Genomic DNA, 19927 nt, shown 5'->3' on the forward strand with positions numbered 1-19927 from the left:
CTTCTTCGGCATAACCAAAGCTCCTTTCCAAGCTCACTTTCTCACAAAGCTTGGTCCAAAAAAGCCCGGTCAGGTCACTCCCACACAAATCCCCGCTGAAATTTGGGAATTCTGATGGTTCCGCTCAACACTCTCTCGATCAAGCCTCGGATGGTAAGAACGTCACTCAATGGGTGCCTCGAATCCGAATCGGTAAAAGCGCAAAAACTTAAAATGCACGTTTCAGGCGATCGCTGGGAGAAGATTCAACTAAGTCGGGGAAATTATGGGGACTGAAAATCCTCCCCAGCCACGCGCGTAGATAATTCAAGGGGTTAGTTCCTGTGATCGGCTCCATTGGTAATGGAGAGGTCGACAGTTCAATCCTGTCTGGCAGCACCAGCCCTCCCCCATGACCACCGCAGGCGGTCTGCCAGATTTTTGGCACCAAACCGCCATTGGTCCTAAGAATTTTAACCATGCATCCTGATACTGCGCCCGCACGTCTTTTTACGGATTCGTCGATGCGGGGGGCACTATGGGTTTGCGGCTTGATTTCGGGAAAAAACTGTTTCGTTTCAAAGTGCCGAGCCTGACGCTCGGCGTGCGGGGAAGTCTTTTCCTGGCCTTCGCGGTGATCGCCGGCATGGCGATCGCGATCAGCGCCGGCGCCAGCCTGCTGCTCGGCCAGCTCGGCGGCATGATGACCGAACTTAGCGGACGTGACATTCCCCGGCTGACAGCCAGCCTTCAACTGTCGGGGCTGAGCCAGAGCCTGGCCTCTCGCGGTCCCGCGATGCTCGCATCAGAAGATGAAGCCACGCTTCAGACGCGCACCAAGGACCTGAAGGAGGCCCAGGCCGCCGCACTGACGAAATTGAAAGAAATCAAGGACCTCAACGCCGACCCGACCGTCGTTGCCGCGCTGGAGGAAAACGTCAAGATGCTCGACGACACCATCGGCAGCTTGCGCGCGGCAGCCAATGAGCGGCTCGACCTCGCCGGGCAACATGCCCGGCAATTCGAGGCCGCCCGGAAGGCTCACGCCGCCGTCGTTACCATGATCAATTCCAGCACCGATAAAGCGAAAGCCGTCGTCAACACCGCGCTGACAAGCGCAAGCGTCGATGGCAGCGATGCTCTGAAAGCCATGCAGGGCGTCGATATGCTGGCCAGCCTGCTCGCAGACGTCAACTTTGCCGCAAGCAACATCAGCGCCGCGGCCAATGCCACCAGCGCCGAGACGCTCAGCGATCACGAATATGCGTTCTCGGTGACCTCCGACGGCATCGACACTTCTCTTGCTTCGCTTGGCAGCCGCGGCGATGGCGACAAGTTGAAGGAGGCCATAGCCCAGTTGATGGCGTTCGGCGACAAGAAGACAGGCGTCTTCAAGCTGCGGCAGAAAGAACTCGACGCTGCCGACTACGGCCGCCTGATCCTGGAAGAAACCGGCAAGCTCAATCGCGGCCTCGAAATGAGCATCAAACGGCTCGTGGATGACGTGCAGGTCTCCACCGATGCCGGAGCGGCCAAGGCGCGCAACACCATATCGCTGGCAACCATGGTTATGCTCGCGCTCGGCGCCCTCACGCTGGTCGGATCAGCGCTGTTCGTCTGGCTCTATGTCGGCCGCAATATCCTGGGCCGCATCGGCAACCTGCAGGACGTGATGCGGCGACTGTCCGAAGGCGACCTTGAAGCCGAAGTCCGCCGCAGCCGCCAGCAGGATGAAATCGCCGTCATGGCGCGTTCGCTGGAGGTGTTTCGCGAAAGCATGATCCGCTCGCGCACGCTGAGCGGCGAACAGGATCGGGACCGCGCCGCCAAGGCTGAACGCGCCTCGCGCGTCGAAATGCAGATCGTCCACTTCGAAAACAAGGTCCGCGCCGCGCTCGACACCTTGATGACGTCCGCGAACGTCATGCAGTCGACCGCGGAAAGCATGTCCACCAGCGCCGAACATTCGAGCGCGCTGGTGAGCACCGTCGCGTCCGCCGCCGAGGAAACTTCGGTCAACGTGCAGACGGTTTCGGCCGGCACCGAAGAACTGTCGTCGTCCATCCAGGAGATCAGCCGTCAGGTGACGAACTCGGCCAAGATCGCCGCGCACGCGGTCAGCGAAGCGGGCAAGACCGACACGACGATGCAGGGCCTCGCCGACAATGCGAATCGCATCAGCAGCGTCGTCGACCTGATTCAGGAAATCGCATCGCAAACCAATCTGCTCGCGCTCAACGCCACCATTGAAGCGGCGCGCGCGGGAGAAGCCGGCCGCGGATTCGCGGTGGTCGCATCCGAAGTGAAGAGCCTCGCCGAACAGACGGCGAAGGCGACCGACGAAATCCGGGCGCAGATCTCAAGCATGCAGAACGTCACGGCGTCTGCCGTCGGCGCAATCCGCAGCATCGGCTCCACCATCGGCGAGATCAACGAGGTCACCACCGCCATCGCCGCAGCCGTCGAGGAACAGGGCGCCGCGACCCGCGAGATCGCCCGCAACATCCAGCATGCCGCCAGCGGTACGTCGGAAGTGTCGAGCAACATCGTCGGCGTCAGTCAGGCCTCGATCGAGGCTGGAACCGCGGCCGGCGAAGTGCTCAACGCGTCGGGCGAGCTGCGCCGCGAAGCCGATACGCTGCGTGGGGAAGTGGACGCCTTCCTGCTTAATATCCGGGCGGCGTAATTTCATCAGGCTGCAATTGCGTTTACGCGCTATGCCGCCCGGCATGGCTGCGATCCATGGAAGATGAGGGCCCAGATTGACTCTTCTGGGCCCTCATGATCCTTGCTAGTCTTGGACACCAGAGGAAATCGCGAATGCCTTCAAGGCATGCGGCTTCCTCATCGATAAAGACAGCGACGTCTTCACTACCGGATGTCTTCACTTCCAGACGTCTTCACTGCAAAGGGTCAGCGCATGAGCATAGTGCCGGGTTCGGATGTGAACGGTCGCGTGCCGGTCGGCAGGGATGCACTGACCGAGCCGCGCAGCGACTGGACGCGCGCGGAAGCGCAGGCGATCTACGACCTTCCGTTCGCGGATCTGATCTTTCAGGCGCAGAGCATTCATCGCCGCAACTTCGATCCCAATCACGTGGAGACCGCGAGTCTCCTGAGCATCAAGACCGGCGGCTGTCCGGAAGATTGCGGCTACTGCTCGCAGAGCGCCAAATACGACACCGGTCTCAAGGCGACCAAGCTGATGGATCACGACAGCGTCGTCGCCACCGCGAAGCGCGCCAAGGAAGCCGGCGCGGAACGCTTCTGCATGGCCGCCGCATGGCGCAATCCGAAGGACAAGGATCTCGACACGGTCTGCGACATGGTCAGCGCCGTGAAAGACCTCGGCATGGAAACATGCGTCACGCTCGGCATGCTGACCGACAGCCAGGCGAAGCGGCTGCACGACGCCGGCCTCGATTTCTACAACCACAACGTCGATACATCGCCGGAGTTCTACGGCAAGATCATCACCACCCGCACGATGCAGGATCGCATCGACACGCTGGCGCACGCGCGCGAAGCCGGCCTCAAGGTCTGCTGCGGCGGCATCATCGGCATGGGCGAGCAGGTCGATGACCGGCTCGGCATGCTGGCACTGCTGGCGAACCTTCCCGAGCATCCCGAGAGCGTTCCGATCAACATGTGGAACGAGGTCAAGGGCGTGCCGGTCAACGACACCGCCGAGCGGCCCGATCCGATCGCGCTGGTGCGCATGATCGCGGTCGCGCGCATCATGATGCCGCGAAGCGTCGTTCGCCTGTCGGCCGGCCGTCAGTACATGACCGACGAGTTGCAGGCGCTGTGCTTTGTCGCCGGCGCGAACTCGATCTTCATCGGCGACGTGCTGCTGACCACGAAGAATCCGCAGACCGAACGCGACGCGAACCTGCTGGATCGCCTCGGCATCAAGTCGAAGCTCGACGATGCGAAGCGCCACGCGCACGCCGATGCGACGCCGGCTGCCGCCACCGTCCCGGTGAGCGGCGCAGCGGCATCCTGAAGCCGTTTCAAACAGCAAAGACATGGTTGCCTGCATGGCAACCATGCCCGGACAGCCCTCAAAACGCAGGTTTCAGCCGCGCAGGACACTAGCGCGGCCGGTTTTGCCGCGTTAAGCCGGAATGGAAAAACGCGATTGCGAGACGATGCATAACAAGACCGCCACATTGACCACGGCCCCCGATGGCCTGCGTTATCCCTTCGAGACGCCGCCCAAGCCGGACGAGGCGATCGAGGTCGCGCCGGGTTTGATCTGGGTCCGGCTGACGCTGCCGTTCCGTCTCAACCACGTGAACATCTATCTGATCGCCGACGGCGACGGCTGGACCATGGTCGATACCGGCATCGGCAACGACGCGACCATCGCCGCCTGGACAGCGCTGTTCGAAGGTCCGCTCAAGGGATTCAACATCACGCGGCTGATCGTGACCCACGCGCATCCCGATCATGTCGGTTTGGCCGGATGGATCGTCGAGCGTTTCAATTGCCCGCTTCACATGTCGCAGGTCGAATACCTGCAGGCCGCCTATCACCAGCATCGCGGCTCGCCGGAGCGCAAGCTGGCGCAGCGGCTGTTCTTCCGCCGTCACGGCATGGATGAGGAGATCACCGAAGCGCTGCTCGGCAAGGGCCAGGATTACCTGACGCGCGTGTCGATTCTGCCTGCCTCGTTTTATCGCCTGTCCGACGGCGACGAGATCACGATCGGTGCGCGGACATTCAAGGTCATCACCGGCGGCGGCCATGCATTCGAGCAGGTCATGCTGTTTTGCGAAGCCGATAATATTTTCCTTTCGGCGGATCAGGTGCTGAGCAAGATCTCGCCGAATGTCAGCGTATGGGCTGTCGAGCCGGCGGCGAATTCGCTGGGCGACTATCTCGCCTCGCTGGCGGAGTTGACCGGCCTGTTGCCGGATGACGTTCTCGTGCTGCCCGGACACGGCGTTCCGTTCTACGGCGTCAAGACGCGCATCAAGCAGCTTGCGGATCATCACGAAGAGCGTTGCCAGCTCATCGCCAACGCCTGCCGCACGTCACCGAAGACCTCGGCGGAACTGGTGCCGGTCGTGTTCCACAAGCACGTGCTCGATGCGCACCAGACCGGCTTCGCCGCGGGCGAGCTGATCGCGCACGTCAATCATATGCTGGCCCATGACCGCCTGACGTCCCATGTCGGCGCCGATGGCGTGGTGCGCTTCACGGCGACCTGATTTCAAGACGCCAAACCTTGAGAAGAGTGTCCTGTTTGGCCGGATTGATCCTGGTCAACGCCACCATCAGCCGCATATGAGACCGGCGAAAACGGCCTCGACATTAAAGCTGGAAAAGCTCTAAAAAGGCCCACGCACGACAGAAGACCCCCTGGAAGACCCCTTGGGCCGGCTGCCGTAATCCGGGTTCCCGTCAGGGTTTTTGTGATGGATTACAACAAGTTCTTCGGTGACGCCCTCGGGCGACTTCATGACGAGCGGCGGTATCGCGTTTTCGCCGATCTGGAGCGGATCGCCGGCCGCTACCCGCATGCGGTGTGGCACTCCCCCAAAGGCCAGCGCAACATCGTGATGTGGTGCTCCAACGACTATCTCGGGATGGGTCAACATCCCAAGGTGGTGGGCGCGATGGTCGAGACCGCGACCCGCGTCGGCACCGGCGCTGGCGGCACGCGCAACATCGCCGGCAACAACCATTCCCTGATCCAGCTTGAGCAGGAACTTGCCGATCTGCACGGCAAGGAAGCCGCGCTGGTTTTCACCTCGGGCTACGTGTCCAACCAGACCGGCATCGCAACACTCGCCAAGCTGATCCCGAACTGCCTGATCCTGTCGGACGCGCTGAACCATAATTCGATGATCGAGGGCATCCGCCAGTCCGGCACCCAGTACATCGTATTCCGCCACAACGACGTCGCGCATCTCGAGGAATTGCTGCGCGCCAATCCGGATCGCCCGACGCTGATCGTTTGCGAAAGCCTCTATTCGATGGACGGCGACATCGCGCCACTCGGAAAGATCTGCGATCTCGCGGAGCGTTACGGCGCCATGACCTATGTCGACGAGGTTCATGCGGTCGGCATGTACGGTCCGCGCGGCGGCGGCATTGCCGAGCGTGACGGCGTGATGCACCGGGTCGACATTCTCGAAGGCACGCTGGCCAAGGCGTTCGGCTGCCTCGGCGGCTACATCGCGGGCAGCGCCAAAATGGTCGATGCCGTGCGCTCGTATGCGCCGGGCTTCATCTTCACGACGGCGCTTCCGCCTGCGATCTGCTCGGCCGCGACTGCCGCCATCAAGCATTTGAAGTCATCGTCGTGGGAGCGCGAGCGTCATCAGGACCGCGCGGCGCGACTCAAGGCGATTCTGACGGCGGCCGGATTGCCGGTGATGTCGAGCGACACGCACATCGTGCCGTTGTTCGTCGGCGATCCCGAGCGCTGCAAGAAGGCGTGCGACCTGCTGCTGGAAGAGCACGGCATCTACATTCAGCCGATCAACTATCCCACCGTCCCCAAGGGCTCGGAGCGCCTTCGCATTACGCCGTCGCCGTATCATGACGACGTTTTGATCGATAAGCTCGCCGACGCGCTGGTGCAGGTCTGGGAGCGGCTCGATCTGCCGCTGCATGCCAAGTCCATGGCAGCAGAGTAATTGGTTGCGGCAGCGATCTGCTGAATAACAATCTGCGGAAAGCCCGGAAAGACGACGCCGTATCCCATGGATGCAGCGCCGTCTTCACATCAGACCGCGCGGGCTTCGAGCCGTGCGGGGGCATCCGACAGCACAATCCGCATCAGGTCCGCGGCGTTCCTGGCGCCAAGTTTGTCCATGATCCGCGCGCGATGAACTTCGATGGTGCGCGGGCTGATGCCGAGCCGCCTGCCCGCCTCCTTGTTTGAAGCCCCGTGCGCGACCTCCGCCAGAACGTCCCGCTCGCGCCGGGTGAGCAGATCGCGGCCCGGAAAATCGGCGAGACCGTCGATGTGTCCCGCGGTCGACCGGCGATAGGCCGCAACGCCCTCACGGACTCGGTCGATCATGATGCTTGCGGAGAATGGCTTTTCGAGAAAATCCCGCGCCCCGAGTTTCATAGCTTCCACGGCCATCGCAATGTCCGACTGGCCGGACATCACAAAGACCGGCGGCGCGAACCGCGCATCGGCGAGATGCTTCAAAACGGTGAGGCCGGAGCTGCCCGGCAAATGAAGGTCGAGAATGACGCAGCAAGGCGCACTGCTTCGCAGGGTTTCCAGAAAGGAATCTCCGTCCCCGAACGCCTCCGATGCAAATCCCTCGATCTTCAGCAGCAGCGACAGCGCATCCCGCACCGAGGCATCGTCATCGACGATCGCGACCGGGGCGTCCCCGGATACAAAAGGCAGCATGTGACCCATCGGCCTGCTCCTTGATGGCAATACCGTCGTAATACAACTTTTACGTGTATATGCTGATTCGCTGAATTCGCCAAGATCATGTTCGTCAGGCGCACGGCAGCCGAGCCGGATGCACAGGCAAGCGGTCCGGGCTAAGGTCGCCCGCGGGCCGGTAAGGCCGAGGGATCAATTCGATGCTGCATGACTGGGGCGTGATCGCAGTCGCGTTCGGCTACATCGGACTTTTGTTCGTGGTGGCGAGCTACGGCGAACGGCTGACGCAGATCCAGCGTGGCCGCCTCGGCACCTTTATCTATCCGCTGTCGCTTGCGATTTATTGCACGTCCTGGACGTTCTTCGGCTCGGTCGGGCTCGCGACGCGCACCAGCGTCGAATTTCTCGCGATCTATGTCGGCCCGATCCTGATGATCGCATTCTGCACGCCGTTGCTGATGCGCGTCATCCAGCTGGCCAAATCGCAGAACATCACCTCGATCGCCGACTTCATCGCCGCGCGTTACGGCAAGAGCCAGGCCGTCGCCGGGACCGCCGCCGCCATCGCCATCATCGGCTCGGTGCCTTACATCGCCCTGCAATTGAAAGCGGTTGCGTCGTCGCTGGAAACCATCCTCAATCAGGATCAGGACGTTTCCAGTATTCCATACATCGGCGACATCGCCTTCATCGTCACCGTCACGCTGGCCGCCTTCGCAGTGCTGTTCGGCACGCGCCAGACCGACGCCACCGAACACCAGCACGGGTTGATGCTGGCGGTCGCGACGGAATCGCTGGTCAAGCTGGTGGCCTTCATCGCGGCGGGCGTCTTCGTCACGTTTTTCATGTTCGGCCCGTCCGATTTGTGGGACCGCGCCATGAAGACGCCGGAGGCGGTCCGCGCCATCGAGGCCACACCGTCGATCGGTAATTTTCTCGCCATGACGCTGCTGTCGTTTCTGGCGATCCTGCTGCTGCCCCGGCAATTCCACGTCAGCGTCGTGGAAAATTCCACCGAGGCCGAAGTCCGCCGCGCGCGCTGGCTGTTTCCGCTCTATCTGGTTCTTATCAACCTGTTCGTGATTCCGATCGCCATCGCAGGCCTCGTCACCTTTCCGTTCGGGGCATCCGACAGCGACATGTACGTGCTGGCGCTGCCGATCTCGGCGGGCGCGACGGCGCTGAGCGTGATCGTGTTCGTCGGCGGGCTGTCCGCCGCCACCGCGATGGTGATCGTGGAATGCGTGGCGCTGGCCATCATGGTGTCGAACGACATCATCGTGCCGCTGGTGTTGAAGCGGCGGCCGGCTTCGCAGGGCGGCAAGGCCAACTTCGGCGGCTTCCTGCTCAAGGTTCGCCGCGTCGCGATCTTCGCCATCATGGCGATGGCGTATCTCTACTATCACGTGCTGGGCAACGCCCAGCTTGCCGCCATCGGCCTGCTGTCGTTCGCAGCCGTCGCACAACTCGCGCCGGCGTTTCTCGGTGGCCTGTTCTGGCGGCGGGCGACGGCGCGCGGCGCGATGGGCGGCATGCTGATCGGCTTCGCGGTGTGGGCCTATACGCTGTTCCTGCCGAGCTTCGCCGACGTCGATCCGCGCGGCACGTTATGGCTCACGCAAGGCCTGTTCGGAATCACCGCACTCCGGCCACAAGCCTTGCTCGGTACCGAAATGGCGCCGCTGATTCACGGCGTCTTCTGGAGCCTGTCGCTCAATCTGCTGGCCTACATCGTGCTGTCGCTGATGCGCCAGCCTACATCGATCGAGCGGGTGCAGGCCGACCTGTTCGTGCCCAACGAACTGGCGCCGATCGCGCCCAACTTCAGGCGCTGGCGCACCACCGTCACCGTGCAGGACCTGCTCAGCACGGTCGCACAGTATCTCGGGCCCGACCGCGCGCTGCAATCGTTCGAGACGTTTGCGGCCACGCATCGCATCAATCTCGAACGCAGCGCGCCCGCGGATTTTCTGCTGCTTCGCCACGCCGAACATCTGATCGCCTCGTCGATCGGGGCCGCCTCGTCGCGGCTCGTGCTGTCGCTGCTGCTGCGCAAGCGTGCGGTCTCCGCCAAGGCCGCATTGAAGCTGCTCGACGACGCTCATACCGCGCTGCATTTCAACCGCGAGATGTTGCAGACCGCGCTCAATCACGTCCGTCAGGGCATCGCCGTCTTCAATCCCGAACTCCAGCTCATCACCTCGAACCGGCAGTTCGGCGAAATTCTCGACCTGCCGGCGCAATACGCGCAAATCGGAATACCGCTCGTCGAGATCCTGGAGTTCATCGGCAGCAATGGACAGGCGGCCTCCAAGGGTGACCACACCATGCTGCAACGGCGGCTCGCCGCCTACACCACCGAAGGTGAGCCCTATCTGGAGCGATTGATCGACCGCAACATGGTGATCGAAGTGCGCGCCAACCGCATGCCGGGCGGCGCGCTGGTCATCACCTTCTCCGACATCACGCCGAGCTTCGAGGCCGCCGAGGCTTTGGAGCGCGCCAATGCGACGCTGGAAAAGCGCGTCCGCGAACGCACCGAGGAACTGACACGGCTGAACAGCGAACTGGCGCTGGCCAAGAGCACCGCCGAGGAAGCCAACATTTCCAAGACCCGCTTCCTCGCAGCGGCCAGTCACGACATTCTGCAGCCGCTCAACGCCGCCAGACTCTACGTCACCAGCATGGTCGAGCGGCAGGCCGGCGGCGAGGATGCGCGCCTCGTCGGCAATATCGACGACTCGCTGGAGGCCATCGAGGAAATTCTCGGCGCGCTGCTCGACATTTCACGGCTCGACTCCGGCGCGATGACGCCATCAATCTCCAGCTTCCGCATGAGCGACCTGATGCGCTCGCTGGAGGTGGAATTCGCGCCGATCGCAAAAGCGCGAAAACTCAAACTGACCTTCGTGCCCTGCGCGCTGGCTGTCACGTCGGACCGCGTGCTGCTGCGGCGTCTGCTGCAAAACCTGATTTCCAATGCCATCAAATACACGCCCAAGGGGCGCGTGCTGGTCGGCTGCCGCCGCAAGGGAAAATCGCTGGAGATCGGGATCTACGATACCGGCCTCGGCATCCCGATTCTCAAGCGCACTGAAATCTTCAAGGAATTTCATCGCCTCGACCAGGGCGCGCGGATCGCGCGCGGACTTGGTCTCGGGCTATCGATCGTGGAACGGTTGGCCCGCGTCCTGAACCACGGCATCGCGGTCGATTCGAACCGCAGCGGCGGCTCGCGCTTTTCCGTGACAATGCCGATCGCCAAGACCATCACCCATACGGCGGCGTTGTCGGGCACCAACATGTCCACCAAAACGCCGATGAGCGGCACGCTCATTGTCTGCATCGAGAACGACCGCGCCATCCTCGACGGCATGAAGACCTTGCTCACCGGCTGGGACGCCAAGGTCATCGCGGCGGTGGACCCGGTCTCAGCCGCGGAAGCGATCGCCGCCACCGAGGAGCGGGTGACGGGACTGCTTGTCGATTATCACCTCGATCGCGGCAACGGCATCGCGGCGATCCGCGACATCCGCCAGCGGTTCGGCGAGGGAATTCCGGCCATTCTGATCACCGCCGACCGCAGCCCGCATGTCCGCGAGGCCGCGCGCGCGGACGGAATTGTTGTGCTCAACAAGCCGGTCAAGCCGGCAGCGCTGCGCGCCCTGCTCGGGCAATGGCGCACGCAGCAGATGGTGGCTGCGGAATAATTACTGCGTTGTATCGGCCTGCTTCCATTGTCCGCCGGATATTTTGGCGGCGGCAATCACGGCCTGGGTCCGGCTTTCGACACCCAGCTTTTGCAGGATGGCGGAGACATGCGCCTTGATGGTCGCTTCGGAGACACTCAGCTCATAGGCGATTTGCTTGTTGAGCAAACCTTCCGACAGCATCATCAGCACCCTGACCTGCTGTGGCGTCAGCGTCACCAGGCGGTCGCGCAGCCGCGTCATGTCGGGATCGGCCGCCGCGGACATATCGATGTCAGCCGGAATCCAAACGTCGCCGTTCATGACCTTGCCGATGGCCTCGCGCAACGTCTCGACGCCGAAGCGCTTGGGGATGAAGCCCGACGCACCGAAATCCATCGACCGGCGGATCGTGCCCGCATCGTCGCTGGCCGACACAATGACCACCGGAATTGCCGGGAATTGCGCCCGCAGGTAGATCAACCCGGAAAAGCCGCTGATTCCAGGCATCGACAGGTCGAGCAGGATTAGATCGACATCCGATTCGCGCTCAAGCAGCGCTGTCAATTCCTCGAACGATCCCGCCTCGTCGATGCGCGCGGATGCAACGACGGTCGCGACCGCTTGTCGCAGAGCGTCACGGAAAAGCGGATGGTCGTCGGCGACGACGAGATGCGTGCTGGAAGCGATGGTCATTTATCCCGTTTGCAATAGTCGAGTGAGCCCCACGGTAATACTGGATTCAAGTGTTTACCGCGCCGTTTAGTCTTGCAACCCGCGAGCGAAAACGACAAGCGCTCGTGCCCGCAAATGCAACGATTGTGCAGTGCAAGGTATGTCGGACCTCCATATGCGCTGGCCGAAAGTCTTATAGGGCGTTGTTTCACGCCGATGTTACCGTATTTGCGAACTTCTCGCGTTTTTGAACCGGCGAAAGAACGGCGCGCAGAAGCGATTTTTTCAGCAACACGTTTTGGGGAGCATTGAAATGGCCACTGTGACTACGACCTCGCCACGCGCGGGCGGCATGACGAAGGACGAACGTTTCGTCATCTTCGCTTCATCGCTCGGCACCGTTTTCGAATGGTACGATTTTTACCTTTACGGCTCGCTCGCCGCGATCATCGGCGCGCAGTTCTTCTCGGCCTATCCGCCAGCGACCCGCGACATCTTCGCGCTGCTCGCGTTCGCCGCAGGCTTCCTGGTTCGTCCGTTCGGCGCCATCGTGTTCGGCCGCATCGGCGACATCGTCGGCCGCAAGTACACGTTCCTCGTCACCATTCTCATCATGGGCCTGTCGACCTTCATCGTCGGCCTGCTCCCGAACGCTGCCACCATCGGCATCGCGGCTCCGATCATTCTGATCGCCCTGCGTCTGGCGCAGGGCCTCGCGCTCGGCGGTGAATACGGCGGCGCAGCTACCTACGTCGCGGAGCACTCGCCTCCCGGCAAGCGCGGCTACTACACCTCGTTCATTCAGACCACCGCGACACTCGGCCTGTTCCTGTCGCTGCTGGTGATCCTGTTCACCCGCACGATTCTCGGCGAGGCGGAATTCGCGTCCTGGGGCTGGCGCATTCCGTTCCTGCTCTCGGTCGTGCTGCTCGGCGTCTCGGTCATCATTCGACTGAAGCTGAACGAATCCCCCGTGTTCCAGAAGATGAAGGACGAGGGCAAGGGCTCGAAAGCGCCGCTGACCGAATCCTTCGGCAACTGGAGCAACGCCAAGATCGTTCTGATCGCGCTGCTCGGCGGCGTCATGGGTCAGGGCGTGGTCTGGTACACTGGCCAGTTCTACGCGCTGTTCTTCCTGCAATCGATCCTGAAGGTCGACGGCTACACCGCGAACCTGCTGATCGCGTGGTCGCTGCTGCTCGGCACCGGCTTCTTCATCGTGTTCGGCGCCCTGTCCGACAAGATCGGCCGCAAGCCGATCATTCTGGCAGGCTGTCTGATCGCGGCGCTGACCTTCTTCCCGATCTTCCGCATGATCTCGAGCAACGCCAACCCGCAGTTGGAAAAGGCCATCGAGACGGTGAAGGTTTCGGTGGTGGCGGATCCGAAGGGTTGCGGCGACTTGTTCAACCCGGTCGGCACCCGCGTGTTCTCGGCACCTTGCGATCTTGCCCGCGACTTCCTTGCGAAGTCCTCGGTCAAGTACGAAACCGTCGCTGGTCCGGCAGGCTCGCCCGTCGCCATCAAGATCAACGGAACGGACGTACCCTACACCACGCCGGCAGCATCTAACGCTGGTGCAACCGCCGCCCTACAGGCTGCCGGTTATCCGAAGCCCGGCGCCAACACGACACTCGTGAAGATGAGCAATCCGTTCGATATCTTCCGGCCGCAGGTGGCCGCGATTATCGGACTTCTGTTCATTCTCGTGATCTTCGTGACCATGGTGTACGGCCCGATCGCGGCGATGCTGGTCGAACTGTTCCCGACCCGCATCCGCTACACGTCAATGTCGCTGCCCTACCATATCGGCAACGGCTGGTTCGGAGGATTGTTGCCAGCAACGTCCTTCGCAATCGTGGCGTCGACCGGCGACATCTACGCCGGCCTTTGGTACCCGGTGATCTTCGCATTGATCACCGTGGTGATCGGCTTCTTCTTCCTGCCGGAAACCAAGGACGTCGATATCACCAAGTAAAATTCGAGGGTCAGACGGCATCGTCGCCTGACCCTCACATTCCAAACCACAACGGCCGCGGAACAACCCGCGGCCGTTTTTTTACGCCGATAAATCTCAGATCTCGGACAGTCTTTTCTGAAGACGGACGGCCATTTCGATCAGCCGGTCCCATACGCGATCGATCAGCGCCATCAGCTTTTCGTGTTCTGGCGGCAGTTGCAGTTCGATCTTCTTGTCGGGCGACGATTTGTTGTCCGGCAACGCCTGCGCGCTTTTCTTCGAATCTTCTTTCGCCAGCGGCGCGTCCGTCTTGCCGTTCACGGTGTCGCGCTGCGCGAGTTCGTCTTTCAAGCGCTTGTTGTCAGCCTGAAGCCGTCCGATCTCGGAATCGAGCGCCGCCCGTTCGTCCGGCACAAGGCGGCATGTCCACCCGCCACTATTGGTACAAGTGGAGACCGTTCCGTTGCGGGTATCGAGCCGCAGGAATCCATCCGGAACGGGTGACAGCACAAAACGGCCATTCTCGGTGTCAGGCGCTGACTGAGCCCGCGCCTCGCCGTTGAACATCAGCACCGATGCCACCGCCATTGCAGCAAGCACCCTCGCTGCAAGACAAGCCGGACGGCGCGACACCGGGAATGGTGCTTCAACGCGCAAGTCATGCCCGCGCATGACTTCAGCAAGCATGTCACTCACAAGCATGGGCTTCCTCGTCTGCTCGAAGCCGTCGCCTGCCTCAGACTTCGGAGGTGTAGGCTTTTCGGCCGGACTTCAACGCATCGGCCAGCAATTCGATCCGGTCCTGGCCCCAGAAAACCTCGCCGTCCAGCACCCAGCAGGGTGAGCCGAATACACCTGACGCAATGGCGTCCTGACGGTTCTGTTCGTAAGCGGCCCTGATTTCGTCCGAGACCGCATGCGCCACAATCTTTGCCCCCGGCAACCCCGCTTCATCCGCCAGCCGGGTCACTGTCGCCGGGTCCGCAAGATTGAGTTCTTGCTCCCAGAGCCCCACGAATGCGCGGCGCACGAACGGCTCGGGATTGAGCCCCACGGCGGCCGCCGCAACGGCCACGCCATCTGCAAGCCGGGGATCGGCTGGAAAAAATTGCGGCTTGAGATTGAACGTGAGACCGCGCTTGTCGCGCCAGCGCTGCAACTCCATCATCCGATAGCGCTGTCTGGCCGGATGACGTTTTGCCAGTGGCAAGCCTCCCGTTTCGGAAAAAACCTCGATCAGCTGAACCGGCTTGTAATTGACCTTGAGCTGGTGCGCGGCGGCGAGATCCTCAAACAATGCGTGCCCGATGTAGGCCCATGGCGACTGGGTGGAAAAATAGTAGTCGATCTGGCGCGCCATCTGGCCTCCGGCTGTCCGAATTCTGGAAATTGCGAAGCTATCACAACGAGCCGAAAACGCGCCCGTCAGCGCCGCATGGCATACCCTGTTATCGCAGTGCGGCGAGTGCGCGCAGCAGCAGGAATTTTTCCATAATTTTCCGAGATATTTCAATCTGATAGATGGTAATTAGGCAATCTTGACTTGACCGTAGGCCGTCAGTATGGTCCGCGCGGTTTCCGTGGGTGGCGGGGCGTTTTTCTCTGAAATCGCGCGACGGGCGTAGGTGTCGACAGCAATGGCGAACGGCACACACGGCAAGGGTCGCGGCGAAGGTGAGCAAGACAAGCCGACGGCCGACGAAGCTGCGCTCTCCGCAAGGCTCGACCGTCTGAATCATCGGCTTTCCGAAGTCCGGAAAGACCGCAAAATCCAGACCGATCAGTCGGGAAGCGGGGCAGGCCCCTCCAACGCATCCGCGATGGCACGGGGGTTTCGCCTCTCCTCCGAATTGATTGCAGGCGTGCTTGTCGGAGCGGTCATCGGCTGGGGTATCGACCGTCTATTGTCGACATCGCCCTGGGGTCTCATCGTGTTTTTTCTGCTTGGCTTCACCGCCGGTGTGATCAACGTGATGCGGGCAGCCGGCGTCGCAAACCGCGACGCGTCCGACCGCTCCTGACAGGGTCCCGCGACCGATCCTGGGAATCGCTTGGAATTTCAAGCCAGTTCGCTGGCGGGTGTTACTGTCCGGCATGCCGGCAAAGATGAAAGACGAACGTGGATGGCCGATCCGATCCATCAATTTGAGATCCACAAGATCTTCTCGCTGGGCCATATCGGCGGCCAGGAGATCGCGTTCACCAACTCGTCAGCCTACATGTTCGGCTCGGTCGCTCTCGTCGCGCTGCTGATGATCGGCGGCAGCGCCGGCCGCCGTCTGGTGCCGAACCGTATCCAGTCCCTCGCGGAACTGTCCTACGAATTCGTCGGGAATACGCTGAGGGAAAGCGTCGGCGAAGAAGGCATGAAGTTTTTCCCGTTCGTGTTCTCGCTGTTCGCCTTCATCCTGACCGCGAACCTCATCGGCCTCATTCCGTACACCTTCACCGTGACCAGCCATCTGATCGTCACGCTGGCGCTGGCGCTGATGGTGTTCCTGACCGTGCTGCTCTACGGCCTCTACAAGAACGGCTTCAAATTCTTCAAGCTGTTCGTCCCCTCGGGCATTCCCCTTTATATCCTGCCGCTGATCATGGTGATCGAGGTCATCTCGTTCCTGTCGCGGCCGGTGTCCCATTCCGTGCGTCTGTTCGCAAACATGCTGGCGGGTCACATCACCCTCAAGGTGTTCGCGGGTTTCGTCACGTCGCTGAGCGCGCTCGGCGCACTTGGCATTTTCGGTTCGGTATTGCCGCTGGCGATGACGACCGCGCTCACCGGCCTCGAATTTCTCGTGGCTTTCCTGCAGGCCTACGTCTTCACCATCCTGACCTGCATCTATCTGAACGACGCACTTCACCCGGGACACTGAATTCAAGACCCGGATTTCACTTCATCCAACGACACCAACATCCCAAGAAGGAGTTTCTACTATGGATCCAGTCGCAGCAAAGTACATCGGCGCCGGCATTGCATGTCTCGGCATGGGCGGCGCGGGTATCGGCGTCGGCATGATCTTCAGCCAGTTCCTCAACGGCGCGCTTCGCAACCCGTCCGCCTCGCAGGGCCAGTTCGCGAACCTGATCTTCGGCTTCGCCGTGACCGAAGCGCTCGGCATCTTCTCGCTGCTGATCGCGCTGCTGCTGCTGTTCGCCGTCTGATTTCGGATGATGCGTTGCCGCGGTCTCGATTGAGCCGCGGCTGACGCAAACAGGAGACGCTCATGGCGACGGGTCAGAGCACTGCAAAGGGCACGACCGCCCACACTGCGGCAGACGGACATGGCAAGGCGGGGTTCCCGCCTTTCCAGAAGGAAACGTTTGCCTCGCAGCTGGTGTCGTTCGCGATCGCCTTTGCGCTGCTTTACTTCATCGTGTCGAAGTTCGCGCTCCCGCGCGTCGGCGGCATCATCTCCAACCGCGAAGGCGTGATCGAAAACGATCTCGCCGAGGCGCAGAAGCTCAAGGACGAGTCTGACGAAGCCCTGAAGGCCTATGAAACCGAGCTCGCCAATGCGCGCGCGCGGGCTCAGGCCATCGGCTCGGAGACCCGTGACAAGCTGAATGCGCAGGCCGAAAGCGATCGCAAGACGCTGGAAGCCAGCCTCGCAACCAAACTCGCCGATGCCGAAAAGACCATTGCCGCAACCCGCACGACGGCGATGGGCAATGTCCGCTCGATCGCATCGGATGCGGCTGCGGCCATCGTCCAGCGCCTCACCGGCGTTGCGCCTGACAGCAAGGCTGTCGACAGCGCAGTCGATGCGTCCTTGAAGGGATAACGACGATGTTCGAAGCAGAATTCTGGGTCGCCGTCGCTTTCGTCCTTTTGATGGGCGTGTTCGGCTATTTCGGCGTTCACCGCACTGTTCTGAAGGCGCTCGACAATCGCCGCGACCGTATTCAGCGGGAACTCGACGACGCCCGCCGCCTCAAGGAAGAGGCTGCGAAGCTGGTCGAGGAATATCGCGCCCGCCGCGCCAGCGCGGAACGCGAAGCGCAGGAGATCGTCACCAGCGCCAAGGCAGAGGCTGAACGTATTGCAGCCGAAGCCAAGGTGAAGATGGAAGACTTCGTCGCTCGCCGCACCAAGACCGCCGAAGGCAAAATCGCGCAGGCAGAAAGCCAGGCGATCGCGGATGTCCGCGCAGCGGCTGCTGAGGCCGCAGTGACCGCGGCGTCGTCGATCATGACGCAGTCAGTCAAGGGTTCGGTCGCCGACGACCTGATCGCCAAGGGCATCCAGGACGTTCGCAGCAAGCTGAACTGACAACATTACCGCTTAAACGAAAGCCGGCCGCGACAATCTCGCGGCCGGCTTTTTGTTTGGGCGCATGATGCGCGTTATTTCTTCCGCTTGCGCGCGGCGGGCTCCGGCTTCAGCGCGGCCGGATCGAAACCGACATAGAAAATGTATTTGTCGTTCGCTGCCGCCGTCGGCGTCGGATAGGTGACGTCTTCGGCGACGAGGCTGAACTCGGTGTTCTCACCTTCCATCGTCACGGTGGTCCGGATCGCCTTGGTGGTGATGACCTTCTCCGGCGCGCCTTCCTGCACGACGGCTACGCGCATCGGCACATCGACGGTCGCGGGCGCACCCGCAGGCCCTGTGATGATGCGGCCCATGATGCCGATCCGCGCGGTGACCTGACCGCCCTGCAAATTACAGTCGCGCGCCGTGCGCGTGATCGATCCCTGATAGCGCAGGTCGTTGCCCGAGGCGGGCTTGCCCGGCAGCCCGACGGCCAGCGTGGATGCGCCGAACCGGATCGCGACGCTGGGACAGGTCAGATCGCTGTTCTCGGATGCCTGCGTCGATGGCGCGGACGTCGTGGTGGCTTCCTGCGACTTCGAACTGAATAGCTGGCTGAACCTGCTGCCGAACGACGATCCCGACGACGACGAATCGCCGGATGACGAGCCCGACGAGCCAAACATGCTGCCGCCGCCGCAGCCCGACAGCGCCGCGCTTGCCGCAACCGCCAGCACAGCAACTGCTGTGCGCTTCAAAAGCCTGTCACCCGCCATCATTGCTTCCAGTCGGCCCGAGAGATCAAAGAGAGATCGGAGAGAAAAATCGGAGAGGGATCGGAGACGGCCTTATAGCAGGGCAAAGACGGCGAACCAAAGGCGCTGCATCGCCAAGACGGCGGCTGGTTAACCGCGGAAATCCTCGTCCAGCAGGCCGTAGAGGTAATGGTCCTGCCAGACCCCGTTGATGCACAGATAGCGCCGGGCCAGTCCCTCGCGGGCAAACCCGCATTTCTCCAGCACCCGGATCGAGGACTGGTTGGTCGGGATACAGGCGGCCTCGATGCGATGCAGGTTGAGTTCGCCGAACAGGGTCGGCAACAGCACACGCAGCGCCCGGGTCATATAGCCCTTGCCGGCATGAGGCTGGCCGATCCAGTAACCGACGGTGCCGGCCTGCACGATCCCGCGCCGCACATTGGCCAGCGTTACCCCGCCGATGAGCGTGCCGTCGTCCTCCCGAAGCACCACGAAGGGATAGGCCCTGTCCTCGGACACGTCTTCGGCGTAGCGGCGCAGCCGCCTGCGGAAACCCGAGCGGGTCAGATCGTCGGACGGCCAGATCGGCTCCCACGGAGTCAGAAACGAGCGGCTGATCTCGCGCAACTCGCTCCATTGCCCGTAATCGGCCATTTGCGGCGCACGCAGCAGAAGCCCGTGTCCGCGCGGGGCGAGCGCCGGAGCCGTTGCCGAGGGAAGACGAAACAGGGCCATGCCGGACCCTCCCCGTATCCGGACGCCGATGGCGCGTCCGCGTAGTATTCCGTTAGCACAATTCTCCGCTTATTCCGAACTCCACCTGTGCGGACAGGTGCGCTCTACGATGGCCGCGAGACGACATACACGGCGCCCGTCAGCATCAAGGCCGCAACGGCAAGCGTGAGCGACAAGCCGGGATTGACGGTCAGATGGAAGATCATGAAGCCCGCAGTCATTCCGCCGAGCGCGGCCAGCTTCGCCTTGCGTGGAATGGCTCCGCGTGCGCGCCATTCCCGCAGGATCGGACCGAAGCGGCCATGCTGCAGCAGCCAGTTCTCGAACCGCTCGGACGAACGCGCAAAGCACGCCGCCGCCAAAATAAGGAATGGCGTCGTGGGCAAAACGGGCAGGAATGCCCCGATAAAACCCAGCGCGACGAAGAAAAATCCCAGGGCAAGAAAGACAGCCCGCAGCAGGCGCGGATAGCGAGAACCGTGTCCTGCGGGATCTGCGCTCACGTCATCACAT

General features: G+C 62.0%; 18 protein-coding genes. 11 read left to right on the forward strand and 7 right to left on the reverse strand.

Going from position 1 to position 19927, the window contains the following annotated elements; all coding sequences use genetic code 11:
• Positions 1-517: 517 nt before the first annotated feature.
• From AC07UB_RS09280 to hemA, 4 genes are all read left to right on the forward strand, one after another.
• Positions 518-2665 carry a methyl-accepting chemotaxis protein gene (locus AC07UB_RS09280; RefSeq protein WP_494652730.1) on the forward strand — a complete coding sequence of 716 codons (2148 nt, stop codon included), beginning with the start codon at positions 518-520 and terminating at the stop codon, positions 2663-2665.
• Positions 2666-2899: 234 nt separating this feature from the next.
• On the forward strand, positions 2900-3985 hold the full coding sequence (bioB, locus tag AC07UB_RS09285; RefSeq protein ID WP_494652732.1) for a biotin synthase BioB: 1086 nt from the start codon (positions 2900-2902) through the stop codon (positions 3983-3985).
• A gap of 145 nt (positions 3986-4130) precedes the next feature.
• Positions 4131-5195, forward strand: coding sequence for an MBL fold metallo-hydrolase (locus tag AC07UB_RS09290; RefSeq protein ID WP_492791751.1), 1065 nt, complete (start codon positions 4131-4133; stop codon positions 5193-5195).
• Positions 5196-5402: 207 nt separating this feature from the next.
• A complete protein-coding gene (gene hemA / locus AC07UB_RS09295; protein WP_492791750.1) occupies positions 5403-6629 on the forward strand; it encodes a 5-aminolevulinate synthase in 1227 nt (408 codons plus the stop codon).
• A gap of 89 nt (positions 6630-6718) precedes the next feature.
• Here the strand turns inward: hemA and AC07UB_RS09300 are convergent, their stop codons facing one another.
• A complete protein-coding gene (locus tag AC07UB_RS09300) occupies positions 6719-7372 on the reverse strand; it encodes a response regulator transcription factor (protein WP_494652735.1) in 654 nt (217 codons plus the stop codon).
• A gap of 173 nt (positions 7373-7545) precedes the next feature.
• Between AC07UB_RS09300 and AC07UB_RS09305 the strand changes: the two genes are divergently transcribed.
• The gene (locus AC07UB_RS09305) at positions 7546-11055 is read left to right on the forward strand and encodes a PAS domain-containing hybrid sensor histidine kinase/response regulator (RefSeq protein ID WP_494652737.1); all 3510 of its coding nucleotides are present in this window, start codon (positions 7546-7548) and stop codon (positions 11053-11055) included.
• Here AC07UB_RS09305 and AC07UB_RS09310 read toward each other — a convergent pair whose 3' ends face one another.
• On the reverse strand, positions 11056-11730 hold the full coding sequence (locus AC07UB_RS09310; RefSeq protein WP_492791747.1) for a response regulator: 675 nt from the start codon (positions 11728-11730) through the stop codon (positions 11056-11058). It lies immediately after the preceding gene.
• Between the two features lie 292 nt (positions 11731-12022).
• On the opposite strand from AC07UB_RS09310, the gene AC07UB_RS09315 reads away from it, so the two are divergent.
• A complete protein-coding gene (locus tag AC07UB_RS09315) occupies positions 12023-13687 on the forward strand; it encodes an MFS transporter (RefSeq protein ID WP_492791746.1) in 1665 nt (554 codons plus the stop codon).
• Positions 13688-13783: 96 nt separating this feature from the next.
• Here AC07UB_RS09315 and AC07UB_RS09320 read toward each other — a convergent pair whose 3' ends face one another.
• Together AC07UB_RS09320 and AC07UB_RS09325 are read right to left on the reverse strand one after the other, a co-directional pair.
• Positions 13784-14257, reverse strand: coding sequence for a hypothetical protein (locus AC07UB_RS09320; RefSeq protein ID WP_492792763.1), 474 nt, complete (start codon positions 14255-14257; stop codon positions 13784-13786).
• 148 nt (positions 14258-14405) lie between these two features.
• Positions 14406-15029: a 2-hydroxychromene-2-carboxylate isomerase gene (locus tag AC07UB_RS09325; protein WP_492791745.1), complete on the reverse strand. Its 624-nt coding sequence runs from the start codon at positions 15027-15029 to the stop codon at positions 14406-14408.
• A gap of 277 nt (positions 15030-15306) precedes the next feature.
• Here AC07UB_RS09325 and AC07UB_RS09330 point away from each other — a divergent pair, with 277 nt between their 5' ends.
• The 5 genes from AC07UB_RS09330 (at position 15307) to AC07UB_RS09350 (ending at position 17939) form a co-directional block, all read left to right on the forward strand.
• Entirely contained in the window at positions 15307-15690 is a 384-nt protein-coding gene (locus tag AC07UB_RS09330) for an AtpZ/AtpI family protein (protein ID WP_492791744.1), read from the forward strand.
• Between the two features lie 102 nt (positions 15691-15792).
• A complete protein-coding gene (locus AC07UB_RS09335) occupies positions 15793-16542 on the forward strand; it encodes a F0F1 ATP synthase subunit A (RefSeq protein WP_492791743.1) in 750 nt (249 codons plus the stop codon).
• A gap of 61 nt (positions 16543-16603) precedes the next feature.
• Positions 16604-16831, forward strand: coding sequence for a F0F1 ATP synthase subunit C (locus AC07UB_RS09340; protein WP_006022884.1), 228 nt, complete (start codon positions 16604-16606; stop codon positions 16829-16831).
• A 62-nt stretch (positions 16832-16893) separates the two neighbouring features.
• Positions 16894-17451, forward strand: coding sequence for a F0F1 ATP synthase subunit B family protein (locus tag AC07UB_RS09345; RefSeq protein ID WP_492791742.1), 558 nt, complete (start codon positions 16894-16896; stop codon positions 17449-17451).
• A 5-nt stretch (positions 17452-17456) separates the two neighbouring features.
• Complete coding sequence (locus AC07UB_RS09350; protein WP_494652741.1) at positions 17457-17939, forward strand: F0F1 ATP synthase subunit B family protein; 483 nt, start codon at positions 17457-17459, stop codon at positions 17937-17939.
• A 74-nt stretch (positions 17940-18013) separates the two neighbouring features.
• Here AC07UB_RS09350 and AC07UB_RS09355 read toward each other — a convergent pair whose 3' ends face one another.
• The 3 genes from AC07UB_RS09355 to AC07UB_RS09365 form a co-directional block, all read right to left on the reverse strand.
• Positions 18014-18697 carry a hypothetical protein gene (locus tag AC07UB_RS09355; RefSeq protein ID WP_492792762.1) on the reverse strand — a complete coding sequence of 228 codons (684 nt, stop codon included), beginning with the start codon at positions 18695-18697 and terminating at the stop codon, positions 18014-18016.
• Between the two features lie 129 nt (positions 18698-18826).
• A complete protein-coding gene (locus AC07UB_RS09360; RefSeq protein WP_492791740.1) occupies positions 18827-19414 on the reverse strand; it encodes a GNAT family N-acetyltransferase in 588 nt (195 codons plus the stop codon).
• A gap of 104 nt (positions 19415-19518) precedes the next feature.
• Positions 19519-19917 (reverse strand): YbaN family protein, encoded by a 399-nt coding sequence (locus AC07UB_RS09365; protein WP_492791739.1) that lies wholly within the window; start codon positions 19915-19917, stop codon positions 19519-19521.
• Positions 19918-19927: the final 10 nt, after the last annotated feature.

The organism is Afipia sp. GW821-FHT04G03, assembly GCF_059419985.1.